This window comes from Hwanghaeella sp. (genome assembly GCF_965227365.1).
Lineage (GTDB): Bacteria > Pseudomonadota > Alphaproteobacteria > UBA8366 > Aestuariispiraceae > Hwanghaeella.
In genome coordinates this window covers 1,685,068-1,700,942 of the sequence record NZ_OZ245754.1, presented here as the reverse complement: position 1 = coordinate 1,700,942, position 15,875 = coordinate 1,685,068, and the positions used below count along the sequence as shown (strand labels likewise).

Below are 15,875 nucleotides of genomic sequence, written 5' to 3'. Positions count from 1 at the left end.
CAACCGTCAGGTGCTCAGGCCCGCGTCAACCGCCGCAGCCCCAAGAAACCCAGTATGCCGGCGATGTAAAGCGGCAGACCGGCCGGCAGCGGCACCGGCGACGGCACGTCGACCGTAATCGGCGTCTGCGACAGGGTCGGCAGGGTCCCCTGCGTCAAATTCTGCAATGCGACGCCGAGGGGGAAGGCCAGGAAATTGGCCGGATCCAACAACAGCGCCTCGTCGATCCCCGTCAGAACAAATTCACTCGCCCCCAGCCCCGACACGTCGAGCGAACCGCCGGGCAACAAGGTGAAGACCTGTCCGTCGATCTCAATCGTATACCCGTCCGAATCCGGCACGACGGCCAGGGACGGCGCGACGATGGTTTTGAACTCGGCATCCGTCACCTCGTAGGTATACCCGACCGCGACCGGCGGATCGATGAAGAAGACTTCCTCGAGGTCCAGGGTCTCCGGCAGATCGAAGGTGAAAGTGCCGGTTTCCTCATCCTGGGACGCGGGCAGCAGAGGCGTGAATTCCGTGCCCCCGTCGTTCAGATCGACTTCCGTCGGCAGGAAACTGCTCAGATAAATCACCGAGTCGAGCGAGTGGTCCGAGGTATCGGCAATGATGATGTCAAAGACATTTGCGCCGGTCGACACGGGCACGTCGAACCGCAGAACCGGATTCACATCCGGCGCCAGGACACCATCCAGTTCCGTGCCGGTGACCAGAACGAGGCGCGGATCACCGGGTTCCAGTGTCACGGGATCGGGATCAGGGCCGGGTTCGACTTCGCCGTCGCCACCGTCATCGACTAAGTTGACGGCCGCCACCTCAAAGACCGGGCCGTCGTTCGGAAAATCGGGAATCCCCCCGTCGTCTCCGTCCGTCGGAACGGCACCCAGGAAATCCGGGTGGTCGATGTTGATCGGCCGGTCGTTCACGAAAGCGACATTCTGGCCGTTCACGAACAGGCCGAACCCATCGACGAACTCGGAACCGACGAATTCCGGAAATTCCTCGGACCCGAACGTACCGAAGAAGGTGACGCTGTCGATACCCTCGGCGACATCGAAACTGATCGTAAGCTGCGCCACGTCGAAGTGATCGAACCCGCCGCCCGTGATTGGGTCGAGCAGCCCTTCCTGCGCCGCGCTGGCCGGGTTTTCTCCGCCTTCGAATTCATCACCGAAAGCCGTCGTGAAACCGTCTTGGGTATTATCGCCTGAACTGTAGTCGTTAACATTGCCCGTGCTGAGCACGATACCCTGCGACGGCAGGCCGTAGGTGCCCGATTGGTTCGTGTAAGTACCGAACTGATCGCCGAAGCCGCTCAAGGTCACGGAGTTGACGGTCAAACCGGGCACATTCAGGAACAGCGTATCGGCCAGGGATTGTCCGCTGGCGCCACCCGTGACCTGGATCGCATGGGCCGACGTCGACCCCATCAATACGGCCATGCTCAAGGCCGCCGCCCCTGCAAAACTCTTTCTTATATACGGCACATTCAGTCTCCGCCTGGATAAAACTATACGATAATTGCGGTATCTGGCGGCACCTTAGTCAGCGTCGGCGAAACTGGTAAGCCTTTTTATATTCATAGTGTTAACCGCTGTTGGTAAGAATATTCTAGAATGGTAATTTAATGAATTACACACGCTCAAAAATTGTAATCGAGAAACTCATCCGAAACCGGCACCCACCATGCGCCAGACGCACCGGATCTGGGAGGAAATTTTTACGCTTTTCTGACGATCAGGCATCTTGGCAAGGCAGATACGGATTGCTATAAGCCCGCACCTGCGCGGGACAAACCGCGTCGGGCTCTGATCCGGAGTAGCTCAGCGGTAGAGCAATCGGCTGTTAACCGATCGGTCCGGGGTTCGAATCCCTGCTCCGGAGCCAATACGAAACGGGCCGGTCCTTCTTGGACCGGCCCGTTTTCTTTTTACCAGCGGACGTCATCCGGCCCGACTATTTTTCGGTCAATAGAACCTGCGCCACGGCGAGTAGCGTGCTGACCGCGCCGGCATCGTCGACGAAGGGCAGCAAACAGCGTTCGTAGGAGTTCCAGCGCATCGCCGGATTGATGAACTTCCGCCGCCAATAATGCGGTTGCCGCGAACGAGCGGCCTGCTGAAAGACGGAAATAACCATGCCCTCGTCTTTCGCGACCGACGGAATTTCATCGAATCGTTGCCCAACCATGTTCTGACCGGCGATCGAAACATGGGTTTCGCCATTCAGCCGAACCAGGAACCGAAGCAGGCCGTCGCGTTCTTCGACATCAACGAGCATCGTATTCGGAAGCCATCTGAAGAAATCGAGCGGATCGATCCTGTCTTCATGCGGCAGAGCCTCTCCTGCCCGATAGTCCTGCCACTTTGCGAAGAGCTGACGCAGGCAATCGGACATGAAATGTTCCGTAATGCCCTCGCCTTCCGCCTCGAACAAAACCGGGCCGAATGCCGGTTTCCCCGCCCCCAATCCGCCGTAAACGCTACTCATCGAGCGCCTCCAGACCTGACAATACCGATACACCAGACACCAATAATCACATCCCCCTGCAATTATTTCGTGCGGGAAAATAGCGCCATAATCCGATGACGTCACGACTTGGCATGCCTGCGATTTGAGGACGTCGTCTCAAAGGCCTTCTCCGGAAACGATATTGGGAACGATACCGGAAACAACGCCCGACAAACAGCGGCGGTTGCGCGGGTCCGGCGTCCCCATCCCCCAATCTCCACGCCCTTAAAAGAACAATCCCGCCGCCATTGCCGGCGACGGGATTGATGTATTCTTGGATAGGTTGGCGGGCCGGTCAGGCCGTCAGGCGTTTCCGCCGTGCCAGGAAACCCATCAGGCCCAGGGCCGTCCCCAGAAGCGGCAGGGCGGCCGGGACCGGAACCGCCGTGACGTCGGCAAGGCTCAACCCCGCGAGGGCGTAGTCATTCGCCGAACTGCCTTGGGCGGTGAAGGTCAAACTGGTCGCCTGGAAGATCCGGAACAGATGGTCGGCGGGCTGCGTGCTCAACTCAACCAGACCGCGGTTCTGGTTCAGCAGGTTGACGCCCGTCGCCGCGACCGAGTCGTTCAGGAAGTCGATCGACAGGGCATTGCCACCGACCGTACCGTTGAAATTCCCGAACAGCGTCGAGCCGTTGAAACCGAAATTGAAGAACCCGCTGTCACCGGTGATGCTGTTCGCCAGTTCGACGGTGACGCGTTCACCATTGCCGCCGTCCGGCGATTTGAAGACGTCCAGCGCGAAGATGTTGTCCACCCAGACCGCCCGGGAGAAATTCAGGGTCAGGGACTGGTTGGAAGAACCGCCGGTGATCTCATCGTCGCCGATGCCGAAACCGTCGATCTGTCCCGCGAATTCGGGCGGAAGACCGCCGACCCCGTCCGCATTGGAGGCCAGATGCGCCGGCGTCCAGCGCGCTTCGATGTCGAGGACGCCGAAGTCCAGGCCCGAGACGCTGAAGGTCTGCGGCGTGCTGCTGCCCTTGAGGGCGACCGACCCGGTGCCGCCGGCGCCCGTCTGCGTGCTCTTGGTGAAATCGACCGAAAGGTTGATCGGCGCAGCCAGTGCGCCCGCCGAGAAAAGGACCGCCGCCCCGCAAGCGAGAACGGTACGCCCGATAAACGACTGAATGCCTGAAACCATGATGGTCATGAACCTCCTGAATTTGGACCGTATATACTATGAGACCGCATTCGGAACCATGGATGGCGTGACGCACGAATTGAACATGTGCTGACGATGTCAACAGGCGTACACAAAGAATGCATCGCGGTTTAGATTCCCCATGCCCGACTTTCATTCGACCGCAATTCCGCCTAGGAACAGGCGACAGTCGAACCTGCGGACCAAGCCCCGCAGGCCAAGCAACAAGCAAGACGGAAACCGATCCGCCGGTACAGGGAGACTATCGATCATGAAGACCTATAAACTCGCCGCCATTCCAGGTGACGGTATCGGGACCGAAGTCGTCGATGCCGGTGTCCGCGTGCTGGATGCCCTTGCCGCACGGGACGGTGGCTTCCGTTTCGAGACGGATCATTTCGACTGGGGCGGCGACTACTACTTGAAACACGGCCGGATGATGCCGGAAGACGGCCGCGACCAGATCAAGAATCACGACGCGATCCTGTTCGGATCGGCGGGCCATCCAGACATTCCCGACCACATCACGCTGTGGGGGCTGCGCCTGGCCATCTGTCAGCCTTTCGACCAATACGCCAATGTGCGCCCGACCCGTGTCCTGCCGGGGATCACCTCCCCGCTGCGCAAAGTGAAGGACAAGGAGCTGGATTGGGTCATCGTGCGCGAGAATTCGGAGGGCGAATATGCCGGGGTCGGCGGCCGCGTACACCAGGGATCTCCGCTGGAAGCGGCGACCGACGTCACCATGTTCACCCGCGCCGGCGTCGAGCGCATCATGCGCTTCGCTTTCAAACTGGCCCAGTCCCGGCCGCGAAAGCTGCTGACGGTCGTCACCAAATCGAACGCGCAACGCCACGGCATGGTGATGTGGGATGAGGTCGCGGTTCAGGTTGCCAAGGAATTCCCGGATGTGACCTGGGACAAGATGCTGGTGGACGCCATGACCATGCGCATGGTGATCAAGCCGGAATCAATCGACACCGTGGTCGCGACCAATCTGCATGCGGATATCCTGTCGGATCTCGCTGCCGCGCTGGCGGGGTCGCTCGGCATCGCGCCGACAGCGAACCTGAACCCGGAACGGGAATTCCCGTCGATGTTCGAACCGATCCACGGGTCCGCCTTCGACATCATGGGCAAGGGCATCGCCAACCCCGTCGGCACCTTCTGGTCCGCCGTCATGCTGTTGGAGCATCTCGGCGAGAACACCGCCGCCGGACGGCTGATGACGGCGATCGAGCGCGTCACCGCCGACCCGCGCTATCACACGCCCGACCTGGGCGGCGAGGCCCGGACCGACGACGTCACGGATGCGGTCATCGACGCCATCCGCGGGTCGAACGACTGACGCTGCTTTCATGCCGCAAAAAAAGAGGCCGCTGGACCATGTCCGGCGGCCTATCAGTTTTGGGTAGGGAAAAGGTACGGAAAACGAATACTCAAATCTTGCAGGTGTTCATCCCGATCAGACGATAGAGCGGGCAGAACCGCAGGAAGGCGGTGGCGACAAAGACCACCCCGACAACGACCGCGCCGTATTTGAGGGCGGCCGTCTGCCACAAGGCCAGTTCGGTGACGAACGGCGCGACGATCAAGACCAGCCCAAGCACCAACCGAAGGATCCGGTCGATCTTACCGACATTCTGGACCATTTGATGAACTCCCACCGTGTGTTTGATGGGACGTTTCTGAACCTGTTTTCCGGACAAGTCGGTGACTAAGTCACGTAACGGGATTTTTTTCGGCTCAAAGAGACAGATTTAATGAAAAAGGCCGGGCGAAAACCGCCCGGCCCCCTTCACACCTGTAAACAGGCGTTACTTGAACTTCTTGATTTCGCCGGAGTCGAGGCGGGACATATAGCTTTGCAGCTCCCGCTTCACGATCGGCATCAGGAAGTACAGCCCGATGATGTTGACGACCGCCATCGCGAAGATCGCGGCATCGGAGAAATCGATCACCGGGCCGAGATTGGCCGCTGCCCCGATGATCACGAAGACGCAGAAGATGACCTTGAAGACCACTTCCTTGCTCTTCCCTTCCCCGAACAGATAGGTCCAGGCCTTCAGACCGTAATAGGACCAGGAGATCATGGTCGAGAAAGCGAACAGGATCACCGCCAGGGCCAGCACATACGGGAACCAGCTGATCGCGGATTCGAAGGCCGCCGATGTCAAGCCAACCCCGGAGACGCCGCCGACGGTGGCGATCTTGCCGCCTTCGACGATGTAGTTGCCGGTTGCCGGATCGATCATCATCTGACCGGTGATGATGATGACCAGGGCGGTCATCGTGCAGATCACGACCGTATCGATGAACGGTTCCAGCAGGGAAACCAGCCCTTCGGTGATCGGCTCCTTCGTCCGCACCGCGGAGTGCGCGATGGCGGCGGAACCGACGCCCGCCTCGTTGGAGAAGGCCGCCCGCTTGAAGCCCTGGATCAAGGCGCCCACGAAACCGCCGGCGACGCCCAGGCCCGTGAAGGCCCCGTCGAAGATCTGGCCCACGGCCCAACCGATCTTGTCGTAGTTGACGGCCAGGATCACGATCGCCGCGGCGACATACATGATGCCCATGAAGGGAACGACCTTTTCCGTCACCCGCGCGATGGATTTCAGGCCGCCGACGATCACCGCGAAGACGACGCCTGCGAAGACAATGCCGGTGATCCAGCCCGGGAAGTCGCCGACGATACCGGCGATCTGCTGATGCGCCTGGTTCGCCTGAAACATGTTCCCGCCGCCGAGCGCGCCGAGGATGCAGAAAATGGCGAACAGAACCGCCAGGATCCTGCCGCCCGGAATGCCCCGTTCCGCGAAGCCCTTGGTCAAATAATACATCGGGCCGCCCGAAACCGTGCCGTCCGCATATTCGTTCCGGTATTTGACGCCCAACGTGCATTCCGTGAATTTCGAGGCCATGCCCATCAGGCCGGCCAGGATCATCCAGAATGTCGCGCCCGGCCCGCCGATCCCGACGGCCACCGCCACGCCCGCGATGTTACCGAGGCCCACCGTACCGGAAAGCGCCGTCGCCAGTGCCTGGAAATGACTGACTTCCCCGGCATCGTTGGGATCGGAATAATCCCCCTTCACCAGCGAAATCGCGTGGGAAAACCCGCGGAACTGAATGAAGGCGAAGTAAAGCGTGAAGATCGTCGCCGCGACGACGAGCCAGCCGACGATCCAGGGAAAGGACGTACCCGGGAAGGGCGAAAAGATGAGGCTGACGAACCAGCCGGTTGACATGGCGAAGATTTCGTTCACCGTTTCGTCGACCGAGGCCGCCTGCGCGGCGGAGGAGGTCAGCGCGAGCGCAAGAAGCGCGCCGGCTGTCGAGATCCAACCTTTTATCGTTTTCATGAGTTTTCTCCCCCTCACGGCACGATCGTGCATGGTACGGGCGAGGCTTGCGCCAACGCCCCGGCGACGGAACCGAACAGCCGGGAAGCAAGCCCCGGCGCCCCTGTCCGACCGACGATGATCTGTGACGCGCCCGCATCCTTGGCGACCGCCGCCAGCGTTTCGGCCACATGGCCGTAACGGATCGAGGTTTCGACGCTGACGCCACTGGCGCCCAGCTTCTTCACCAAGGGATCGATGATGGATTCCTTCGCGCGCGAGAGTTCCTCTTTCCGCCGGGCGTGTCTTTCTTCGATTTCTTCCGGCGTCAGGAAGCTATAGGGCGACCATTCCAATACGTGCACGATGTGGAGAGACGAACCGGACAGTTTCGCGAGATCAACCGCGAAAGTGACGGCCCGTTCACCTGCGGGGCTCGGTTCGAACCCCACCACAAGTACGTTTGCCATTGTTTTTTCCCCTACCCGTAAATCCAAAACATTTACGAAAGACGCTATTCTAATACCGCGCAAGAGAAATTACGAAACGGTTACGGCGGCTTTCAGTTGAGATCCATTCTCAAATATCGCGTAAGATGCGGTTGTAACGCGTAATAACGGTTCAATCCGAAAGGGAAATCCGCACCGGTTCCTGCCCGCGTTTTTCGAAAGCCAATCCGTTTGGCGGTCCGGCATTCGCCGAATCGCGATTTTGCCGGCCCGCATCGGCCCGATCGGGCCGGATGCGTTTGACCTGCATCATGGCCGGGTGCGCCGCGCCGTCCTATTCTACGACCATTGTTCGCATTGCCCGCACCGTGATCGGTGGAGGCAAGGCGATGGGCTGTGCCCTTTTCCCGAGAGAGGACGATGACGGCGACCGATACCGACGGCCCGACAGACAGGGGCAACAAGAAGGATGCGGCCGCCGCGCGACGGATCGCGCTGTCCGCCCGTGGACTGAGCAAGACCTATGTGATGGGAGAGGTCGAGGTCCGCGCCCTGGACGCGGTCGACCTTGATCTCTACGAAGGCGAATTCGTCGTGCTGTTGGGACCGTCGGGCAGCGGCAAGTCCACCCTGTTGAACATCCTCGGGGGATTGGACGTCCCCACCACGGGGCAGGTGCTGTTCCGCGGCCGGAACATCGACGGCAAGTCCAGCGCCGCGCTGACCCGGTATCGGCGCGATCACGTCGGTTTCGTGTTTCAGTTCTACAACCTGATCCCCAGCCTGACCGCGCGCGAGAATGTGGCCCTGGTCACCGAGATTGCCCGCGATCCTTACCCGCCCGAAGACGCCCTCGCCCTGGTCGGACTGGCCGGCCGCCTCAATCATTTTCCGGCCCAACTTTCCGGCGGCGAGCAACAGCGCGTCGCGATCGCGCGCGCGATCGCCAAACGGCCCGACATCCTGCTCTGCGACGAGCCGACGGGCGCTTTGGACAGTGAAACGGGGCTGCTGGTGCTGGAGGCCTTGGAACGGGTGAATTTCGAACTGGGGACGACAACCGCGGTCATAACCCATAACGCGGTCATCGCCGAAATGGCCGACCGGACCTGCCGTCTGGCGGACGGGCGGATCGTTTCCATCGAACGGAACGAAAATCGCCGGCCGGCACGGGAGATGACATGGTAGCCGGCTTGTCACCCCTTAACCGGAAACTGATCCGCGACCTGTGGCGGCTGCGCGCGCAGGCCCTGGCCATCGCCCTGGTCATCGCTTCCGGCGCGGCGCTGCTGATTTCCGCCCTGACGACGGAAGAGGCCCTGCGCGAAACCACGGATGCCTATTACGAACGCAATCGACTGGCGGAGGTCTTTGCCGGGCTGACCCGCGCGCCGCAGCGCCTGATGCACAGGATCGAGACCATCCCGGGCGTCCGCCAGGCCGAGTCACGGATCGTCGATCTCGCCACTGTCGATTTCCCGGATTTTCCCGAGCCGGTCACAGCGCGGATCGTTTCCCTGCCCGTACACGGCGATCCGGCCTTGAACCGCATCGTCCTGCGCCGCGGCCGGTTGCCGGAACCGGGACGGGAAGACGAAGCGGTCCTGGGCGAACGGTTCGCGAAGGCGCACGGCATCCCGCTCGGCGGAAAGGTCTCCGTGCTGATGGAGGGCCGCAAGCGGGCGGTCAGCGTCGTCGGCATCGCGCTTTCCCCGGAATTCATCTACCTGATCGGACCGGGCGCGATCATGCCCGATGACCGGCGTTTCGGCGTGTTGTGGATGTCGCGGGACGTGCTAGAGGTCGCCTATGACATGGAGGATGCGTTCAACGAGGTATCTCTGACCCTCAATCGCGGCGCCGATCCCGAACCGGTGATCGACGCGCTGGACCATCTGCTGGCCCCTTACGGCGGCGCGGGCGCCTATACCCGCGATCTGCAGATCTCGAACCGCTTCGTGCAGAACGAAATCGAACAGCAGCGCACGATGGCCTATACGCTGCCGGCAATCTTCATGGCCGTCGCCGCCTTCCTGACCAACATGATCATGGGCCGGGTGATCGCCATGGAGCGGGAGGAGATCGGCCTGTTCAAGGCCTTCGGCTACAGCACCGCAGCCGTCGGTTGGCATTATCTGAAAATGGTATTGGCGATCACCGGCTTCGGTATTCTGGTCGGCGCCTTGGTGGGAAGCTGGCTCGGCCGATTCAACATGGGCCTTTATGCGGAGGTCTTTCAGTTTCCTTTCCTGGTCTACCGTCCGGGTTCCCAATCCTATGCCGTCGCCGCCCTGCTCTGCGTTGGCGCGACGGTCGGCGGCAGCGCCATGGCCCTACGTCAGGTCATCCAACTGCCGCCGGCGGAGGCGATGCGCCCGCCCGCCCCGCCGATCTACCGGCGCTCCCGTTTCAGCGACAGTGCCCTGGCGCGACTGATGGACGAGCCGACGCGCATGGTGTTGCGCCGCCTCGGCCGCTGGCCGACGCGGACGGCACTGTCCCTGCTCGGCATCGGATTGTCGCTCTCGGTCCTGGTGCTGGCCATGCAATGGGGCGATTCCGTCGACAAGATGATCAACGACCAGTTCTATCGGGCGAACCATCAGGACGCGACGGTCTCCCTGTTCGACGCGGCGCCGCTGCGGGTGCTGAACGACGCGGCGGCCCTGCCGGGCGTGATGGTCGTCGAGGGTCAAAGGGCAGTGACCGCGCGCATCCGTTACCGCAACATCTCCCGCCGGCAGGCCGTCATCGGACAAACCGACGGCGCGTCGCTCTCCCCGTTGCACGATGCCCGGCGGGGCCCTTTGGCGGTGCCGCGCGGCGGCGTCGCGATCTCGACGACCATGGCCGGCGTGCTAGGCGTGAAACGCGGCGATATCGTAACGCTGGAAATTCTGGAAGGCCGGCGGCCGGTCGTTCAGGTCCCGGTCGTCGAGACATTTGAAACCTATATCGACACGCCCATCGTGATGCATCTGGACACGCTGAGCCGCCTGATGAAGGAAAGCCCGCGGGTCAACACGCTGCAGCTTCGGGTCGACCCTGCGCACAAGGCAGAATTCCTGGCGGCATTGAAGGAAATGCCGAAGATCGGATCGGTCGGGTTCAGGAAGGCGGTGATCGATATGTTCTATGCCACCGTCGATCGGAACCTGAACATCTTCATCGGCATCTTCACAGTGTTTTCCTGCACGCTCGCCTTCGGGGTGATCTACAACACGCTGCGGATCGCCCTGGCCGAACGGTCGCGGGAATTGGCGACATTGCGGGTCCTGGGCTTCGGCCGCGGCGAAATCTCGTACATCCTGTTGGGCGAGACGGGAATACTCGCCGTCGCCGCCGTGCCGGTCGGCATTCTCTGCGGCGCCGGCCTGTCCTGGTATATCGCCGAACAGTTCTCGACCGAGCTGTTCCGCATCCCCCTTATCATCCGCCACGACACGGCCGGTCTCGCATCGGTCATCATCCTGGCGACGGTGGCTGTCTGCGCCTTGATCGTGCGGCGGCGGCTGGACGATCTAGACCTGATCGCGGTCCTGAAAACGCGGGAGTAAACTCATGAATGCGGTTCTGTTCCGAGTGGTTTTCTGGGGCGCCATCGCCGCCGTCCTGATCGCCGGTTTGATTTATGCCTTCATCCCGCGCCCGCTGGCCGTCGACCTAGCCACGGTGGCCAGGGACCGGATCACCGTTTCCGTCACCGACGAAGGCATGGCGGAGGTACGCGAGGTCTACCGCATCACCGCCCCCGTCGCCGGACGATTGATGCGGGTCGGGCTGGAAGTCGGTGACGGCGTGAAGGCCGGCCTGACCGAACTGGCGCGGATCGAACCCGCCGCCCCGGTCTTCCTGGACGTCCGCACCGAAACCGAGGCCCGCGCGGCGGTCGAGGTCGCGAAAGCGGCGATGGACCTGGCCGACGCCGAGTGGAAACGCGCCCAGGCGGAAGAGGATTTCACCTCGACGGAACTGGAACGCGGCCGCAGCCTGTTCGCCCGGGGCACCATTCCGAAACAGCGCCTGGACGAAGCCGAGCGCGCCTATCGTGTTGCGGCCGCGGACCTCCTGACCGCCCAGGCGCGGCGCGACCAGGCCCGGCACGAACTGGAAGTGGCCGAGGCGAAACTCGTCCCGCCGACCGCCAACGCCTTGGAAGGAGGCAGTTGCGAATGCCTGGTCCTGCGCGCGCCCGTCGACGGCGAGGTCCTGCAGGTCATCGAGGAAAGCGAAACCAGCCTGGTGCCCGGCGACGGCATCATCGAAATCGGCGATCCGAAGGATCTGCAGATCCGCGTCGATCTGCTCTCGGAAGACGCGGTTCTCGTGAAGCCGGGACAGGCCGCCTCCATCGACGGCTGGGGCGGCGCTTCCCTGCAAGCCGTGGTACGCCGTGTCGAACCTTTCGGCTATACCAAGGTCTCGGCGCTGGGGATCGAGGAACAACGTGTAGACGTGCTGTTGGACCTTGCCTCCCCGTCGGAGGATTGGGCTCGGCTCGGACACGGCTACCGCGTCGACGTCTCCATCTTCCTGCATGACGTGGAGGATGTCGCCGTGCCGACCGCGGCCCTGTTCCGGGCCGGCGCAAGTTGGGCGGTATTCAAGGCGGTCGATCGGCAATCGGTATTGCAGCCGGTGGAACTCGGCCATCGCAACGCCGAGAAGGCTCAGGTCCTGGGTGGCTTGTCGGACGGCGATATCGTGATCCTCAATCCGTCCGATGAAATAGCCGACGGCGTACTTGTCGAGCCACGCTGAAGCGGAATCCGGCCGAGGGACGTCAATGCACTCTGCCGACCAGCAGCCGCGCCGCGTCGAGCCCGATGGTCACCATACCGATCGGCGACGAATGACCGCCGCTGCCATGCACCGGCAGGGAAAGCTTTACCTGAAACCGTCTGGTTGACCTGTCGTATTCAAAATCTGAAAAGTGCCGGAAAGCCCGCCCGACCAGCAAAGCCTGGGCGGCGTCCTCGTCGCCTTGCCAGAAATCGCTGGTCAGTCGATTCAAGCCGATCACGAACCCTTCGTCATTGGTGACGAAAATCTCCGTGACCATGGGATTTTCCGCGGCGATCCCGCGCAACAAATCGGACATGGGATTGGACAGGACGGCCTCCATCAGGGTGTTCAGCCGGTCCTGGCTCAGAGACTCCTGCCAATCCCGGTCCGCGCCGGAGAGAGCGTCCTGGCGCGGCAAAAATGGATCCAGTCGCTCCAGCCACTGATGCTGCTCGACCCGCGCGGCAATCTCCTCCAGCCGTTTTGAGATGATGCGCTGAACCTCCGTCCACAGGACCTCCCGTTCCCAGGCGGTGACCCTCCGGCCTCCGTGGACACAATCCTGGATACTCTCATTGAACGAGGAAACCAGGCCCGGATTGGCCTCGGCGAACGGTTTCGAGAAATACACTTGAAGCGGCACGTAACGGACGATGGCGGATCGAAACAATTCAGGCGAATGGCCGAGCGAGGCCGCCTCCTCGCCGAAACTCCAGTCATCGACCATGACATAGGGAACCCTGCTCGAAACCAACAGCCTCACCAGTGATTCCATGCTGGGAATGGCGTCGAAGACACGGGCGCCCTGTTGGGAAAGAAACCGGCTTTCATTGGACCCCAGCACCGTCCCGACGATTTCATTTCGCGGACGCGCCTGGTTCGATGAGGATCTGAGTTGGATGTAACTCCAGCGTTCCAGAACGAACGGTTCCGACGCAACCGCTTTGGCGTTCAGTTCGGCGTCGGGTAGGTTGGGGAAAATGCCGTCAATCTGCGTCGACAGCAGCAACCCCCTGTTTCGAAGCCGCGGTGCCCGCCTTATATCCACCCGCCGGCCCAGCCGGCCGAAAATGCACCGAACGGTCTCGACCGCCGGATTTTCCTGTAGGATGTCGGAGCCGACCTCTTCATCATGGGTATACAGAACGATGACGGGTTCCGTCGCCCGTGCCGCAACGGCGTGGAACCCGGCTGCGATCGAAAACACACAGCACGCAAGGGCCGGCACCCGCAACCACACCAAAAACAGCATGGCGTTGGTCGCCGTCATGATACTGCGATTTCCCGTCACAATTCCGATCAACGCATCCTTCCCGCCATTCTTTCGGCAAAGGCGGCTCGCCGGGTTATCAGAAGGCCAACCGATCACATTACCCTTCGATGATATGGAAAAACGGCCCTCCATTGCACGGAAAAACCGCAATCTGGCCGTGCAGAAGAACATTTACCGGCAAAGCAATATTGCGCAGAACCGGCCCAACGCAGTGGCTTCAATCCCGCCCCGTCCAGCGCGCCCGTTAATTTGTAAGCCGCGTTCCCGGTATGCCGCCCTACAGGAACTGGCACAGGCGGCGGCTGTCGAAAATCGCCGCATGGATATCTCGCGCGTTCACGGCATCGCCGACACGGAACAGGAAATATTCGCCATCCAGGTACGTCACGGTTTCCTGCGGTCGGTTTTCCTTGATCGCCTCGATATCGGTCTGACCGAGATTTCGGGACCGGTTCTTCACTTCGTAATAGACGTCGTCCGCCGCGACGGTCGCATATTCGGTGACGACCTGGTCTGCGGACTGTTCCGAAATCTCGTGCGTGAAGATGTTGTACAGGCTGGCGATCAGCTTGTTTCCGTCCCGCTTCACGCCGAGCAGCTTGCGATCGGTCGAGACCTTGATCCCCCTGGCGTAAAAATTCTTCAGGATCGACGGGTTATTGGTGACGCCGATATCCGGCCCGACCATGCGGTCGGGCGTGACGAAATGGACTGAAGATCCCGCTTCGGCCAAAAATTCAGCACAGCTCGGCCCCTGTTGCCGGCCATTCTCGTCATACATCAGCACGTTTTCCGCCGGGGCGACCTGGCCGGACAGGATATCCCAACTGGTGACGACCAGGTCCTCGCCCTCCTCAAGGAAGGCGGTATTGGGCACACCGCCGGTGGCGATGATGACGAGGTCGGGTTTCTCCGCCTCGATCTCCGCCCGTTCCGCGTAGGTGTTGTAGCGGATATCGACACCGGCGCGCTCCGCCTCCGCCACCAACCAGTCGATCACCCCGATCAGATCGCGCCGGCGCGGCGCCTTGGATGCGATCACGACCTGTCCGCCGGGCCGTTCTGCCGCTTCGAACAGGACGACGGAATGGCCACGCAGCGCCAGCACCCGCGCCGCTTCGAGCCCTGCCGGCCCTGCCCCGACCACCACGGCCTTCTTGACCGGTCCGGCGGACGGTTCGACCAGTTGAGGCACGGTCTTCTCACGCCCGGTCGCCGGGTTGTGCAGGCAGTATGCCGCGCCGGAAATATAGATATTGTCGATGCAATAGCCGGCGCCGACGCAGGGACGGATGCGCTCCTCCTCACCCCGCATCACTTTGGCGACGATATGCGGATCGGTCATATGCGCACGGGTCATCCCGACGAGGTCCATTGCGCCGGATTCCAGCGCATGGCGGGCGGTCGCCACATCGGCGATCTTGGCTGCATGCATGACCGGCAGGTCGAAGGCCTGCTTCACCTCCCCCACCACTTTCAGGTTTGGCGCTGCGGGCGTCCCCATGACCGGGATGACGTGGCTCAAGGTTTCGTCGCTATCCACGGAACCGACGATGACGTTCAGGAAATCGACCATGCCGGTTTCGACATACCGGCGAACGATCTCGAAGCCCTCGGTCTTGTCCAGGCCGCCGCGCACGCGCTCATCCACTGAAATCCGCAACCCGACGATATAATCGTCCCCCACCGCCTTGCGGATTTCCTCCAGCACCTGCATGCCGAAACGCAGACGGTTCTCCAGCGACCCGCCGTATTCGTCCTTGCGCTTGTTGGTCAACGGAGAGGCGAACGCATCGAACAGATGTCCGTAGGATTCGATTTCCAGCCCGTCGAGGCCGCCCAGCTTCGACCGCAGGGCGGCCTGCCCGAAATCCTTCGCGATACGGTCCAGATCCTCTTTTTCCGCGACCTTGGGAAACATCCTGTGCGCCATTTCCCGCACCGTGGACGGGCTGACGATGGGCAGCCAATGTTCGGTCGACCAACTGGTGCGGCGGCCAAGATGGGTGATCTGGTTCATGATCGCCGCGCCGTGCTCGTGCACCGCTTTTGAAAGATCGCTGTAGAAACCGACGACCTCGTCCACCGAGGCATCGATATTGCCGAAGGCGGCCGGCGAGTCGGCGGAGACCGTGCAGGACCCGCCGAACATGGTCAGTCCGATCCCCCCTTTCGCCTTTTCCGCCTGATAGCGCAGGTAGCGTTCGCCCGGCATCCGATCCACCGTATAGGCGGGCTCGTGGCTGGTGGAGACGACGCGATTCCGCAGCCGCAAGTGTTTCAGGGTAAAGGGTTCCAGAAGCGGGTCGGTCTTGGTCGTCGCGGATGTCATGGCAGGCCCCCCGGTAACTATGTCCGGCAAAATGTCC

General features: G+C 61.7%; 12 protein-coding genes and 1 tRNA gene. 5 read left to right on the top strand and 8 right to left on the bottom strand.

Annotated elements, in window-relative coordinates; translation table 11 throughout:
• Window positions 1-14: 14 nt before the first annotated feature.
• On the bottom strand, window positions 15-1,490 hold the full coding sequence (locus ACQK2G_RS07580; RefSeq protein WP_425404419.1) for a choice-of-anchor L domain-containing protein: 1,476 nt from the start codon (window positions 1,488-1,490) through the stop codon (window positions 15-17).
• A gap of 325 nt (window positions 1,491-1,815) precedes the next feature.
• On the opposite strand from ACQK2G_RS07580, the gene ACQK2G_RS07575 reads away from it, so the two are divergent.
• A tRNA-Asn gene (locus ACQK2G_RS07575) sits at window positions 1,816-1,890 on the top strand.
• 69 nt (window positions 1,891-1,959) lie between these two features.
• Here ACQK2G_RS07575 and ACQK2G_RS07570 read toward each other — a convergent pair.
• Together ACQK2G_RS07570 and ACQK2G_RS07565 are read right to left on the bottom strand one after the other, a co-directional pair.
• Window positions 1,960-2,493, bottom strand: a complete 534-nt coding sequence (locus ACQK2G_RS07570) for a PAS domain-containing protein (RefSeq protein WP_425404418.1) — start codon at window positions 2,491-2,493, stop codon at window positions 1,960-1,962.
• Between the two features lie 316 nt (window positions 2,494-2,809).
• The gene (locus ACQK2G_RS07565; protein WP_425404417.1) at window positions 2,810-3,667 is read right to left on the bottom strand and encodes a VPLPA-CTERM sorting domain-containing protein; all 858 of its coding nucleotides are present in this window, start codon (window positions 3,665-3,667) and stop codon (window positions 2,810-2,812) included.
• A 262-nt stretch (window positions 3,668-3,929) separates the two neighbouring features.
• On the opposite strand from ACQK2G_RS07565, the gene ACQK2G_RS07560 reads away from it, so the two are divergent.
• Window positions 3,930-5,006, top strand: a complete 1,077-nt coding sequence (locus ACQK2G_RS07560) for a tartrate dehydrogenase (protein WP_425404416.1) — start codon at window positions 3,930-3,932, stop codon at window positions 5,004-5,006.
• Between the two features lie 91 nt (window positions 5,007-5,097).
• Here ACQK2G_RS07560 and ACQK2G_RS07555 read toward each other — a convergent pair whose 3' ends face one another.
• The 3 genes from ACQK2G_RS07555 to ACQK2G_RS07545 all read right to left on the bottom strand — a co-directional run bounded on the left by ACQK2G_RS07555 (window position 5,098) and on the right by ACQK2G_RS07545 (window position 7,469).
• Window positions 5,098-5,310: a YgaP family membrane protein gene (locus ACQK2G_RS07555; RefSeq protein ID WP_425404415.1), complete on the bottom strand. Its 213-nt coding sequence runs from the start codon at window positions 5,308-5,310 to the stop codon at window positions 5,098-5,100.
• Between the two features lie 165 nt (window positions 5,311-5,475).
• The gene (locus ACQK2G_RS07550; protein ID WP_425404414.1) at window positions 5,476-7,020 is read right to left on the bottom strand and encodes an alanine/glycine:cation symporter family protein; all 1,545 of its coding nucleotides are present in this window, start codon (window positions 7,018-7,020) and stop codon (window positions 5,476-5,478) included.
• Window positions 7,021-7,034: 14 nt separating this feature from the next.
• A complete protein-coding gene (locus ACQK2G_RS07545) occupies window positions 7,035-7,469 on the bottom strand; it encodes a universal stress protein (RefSeq protein ID WP_425404413.1) in 435 nt (144 codons plus the stop codon).
• A 399-nt stretch (window positions 7,470-7,868) separates the two neighbouring features.
• Between ACQK2G_RS07545 and ACQK2G_RS07540 the strand changes: the two genes are divergently transcribed.
• Genes ACQK2G_RS07540 through ACQK2G_RS07530 form a run of 3 tightly spaced genes read left to right on the top strand, consistent with a single transcriptional unit; the run spans window position 7,869 to window position 12,209 of the window.
• Window positions 7,869-8,636, top strand: a complete 768-nt coding sequence (locus ACQK2G_RS07540) for an ABC transporter ATP-binding protein (RefSeq protein WP_425404412.1) — start codon at window positions 7,869-7,871, stop codon at window positions 8,634-8,636.
• On the top strand, window positions 8,630-11,005 hold the full coding sequence (locus tag ACQK2G_RS07535; protein WP_425404411.1) for an ABC transporter permease: 2,376 nt from the start codon (window positions 8,630-8,632) through the stop codon (window positions 11,003-11,005). Before ACQK2G_RS07540 ends, ACQK2G_RS07535 begins: the two co-directional genes overlap by 7 nt.
• 4 nt (window positions 11,006-11,009) lie before the next feature.
• Window positions 11,010-12,209 carry an efflux RND transporter periplasmic adaptor subunit gene (locus ACQK2G_RS07530; RefSeq protein WP_425404410.1) on the top strand — a complete coding sequence of 400 codons (1,200 nt, stop codon included), beginning with the start codon at window positions 11,010-11,012 and terminating at the stop codon, window positions 12,207-12,209.
• 22 nt (window positions 12,210-12,231) lie between these two features.
• Here ACQK2G_RS07530 and ACQK2G_RS07525 read toward each other — a convergent pair whose 3' ends face one another.
• Together ACQK2G_RS07525 and ACQK2G_RS07520 are read right to left on the bottom strand one after the other, a co-directional pair.
• Window positions 12,232-13,503 carry a hypothetical protein gene (locus ACQK2G_RS07525; protein ID WP_425404409.1) on the bottom strand — a complete coding sequence of 424 codons (1,272 nt, stop codon included), beginning with the start codon at window positions 13,501-13,503 and terminating at the stop codon, window positions 12,232-12,234.
• Window positions 13,504-13,783: 280 nt separating this feature from the next.
• Window positions 13,784-15,838 carry an FAD-dependent oxidoreductase gene (locus ACQK2G_RS07520; protein ID WP_425404408.1) on the bottom strand — a complete coding sequence of 685 codons (2,055 nt, stop codon included), beginning with the start codon at window positions 15,836-15,838 and terminating at the stop codon, window positions 13,784-13,786.
• Window positions 15,839-15,875: the final 37 nt, after the last annotated feature.

What these genes read in the sequence shown, in the direction of transcription:
- ACQK2G_RS07550 (WP_425404414.1), bottom strand. Translation starts at nt 7,020, where the DNA reads ATGAAAACGATAAAAGGTTGGATCTCGACAGCCGGCGCGCTTCTTGCG.
- ACQK2G_RS07520 (WP_425404408.1), bottom strand. Translation starts at nt 15,838, where the DNA reads ATGACATCCGCGACGACCAAGACCGACCCGCTTCTGGAACCCTTTACC.
- ACQK2G_RS07560 (WP_425404416.1), top strand. Translation starts at nt 3,930, where the DNA reads ATGAAGACCTATAAACTCGCCGCCATTCCAGGTGACGGTATCGGGACC.
- ACQK2G_RS07570 (WP_425404418.1), bottom strand. Translation starts at nt 2,493, where the DNA reads ATGAGTAGCGTTTACGGCGGATTGGGGGCGGGGAAACCGGCATTCGGC.
- ACQK2G_RS07540 (WP_425404412.1), top strand. Translation starts at nt 7,869, where the DNA reads ATGACGGCGACCGATACCGACGGCCCGACAGACAGGGGCAACAAGAAG.
- ACQK2G_RS07525 (WP_425404409.1), bottom strand. Translation starts at nt 13,503, where the DNA reads ATGACGGCGACCAACGCCATGCTGTTTTTGGTGTGGTTGCGGGTGCCG.
- ACQK2G_RS07565 (WP_425404417.1), bottom strand. Translation starts at nt 3,667, where the DNA reads ATGACCATCATGGTTTCAGGCATTCAGTCGTTTATCGGGCGTACCGTT.
- ACQK2G_RS07545 (WP_425404413.1), bottom strand. Translation starts at nt 7,469, where the DNA reads ATGGCAAACGTACTTGTGGTGGGGTTCGAACCGAGCCCCGCAGGTGAA.
- ACQK2G_RS07555 (WP_425404415.1), bottom strand. Translation starts at nt 5,310, where the DNA reads ATGGTCCAGAATGTCGGTAAGATCGACCGGATCCTTCGGTTGGTGCTT.
- ACQK2G_RS07535 (WP_425404411.1), top strand. Translation starts at nt 8,630, where the DNA reads ATGGTAGCCGGCTTGTCACCCCTTAACCGGAAACTGATCCGCGACCTG.
- ACQK2G_RS07530 (WP_425404410.1), top strand. Translation starts at nt 11,010, where the DNA reads ATGAATGCGGTTCTGTTCCGAGTGGTTTTCTGGGGCGCCATCGCCGCC.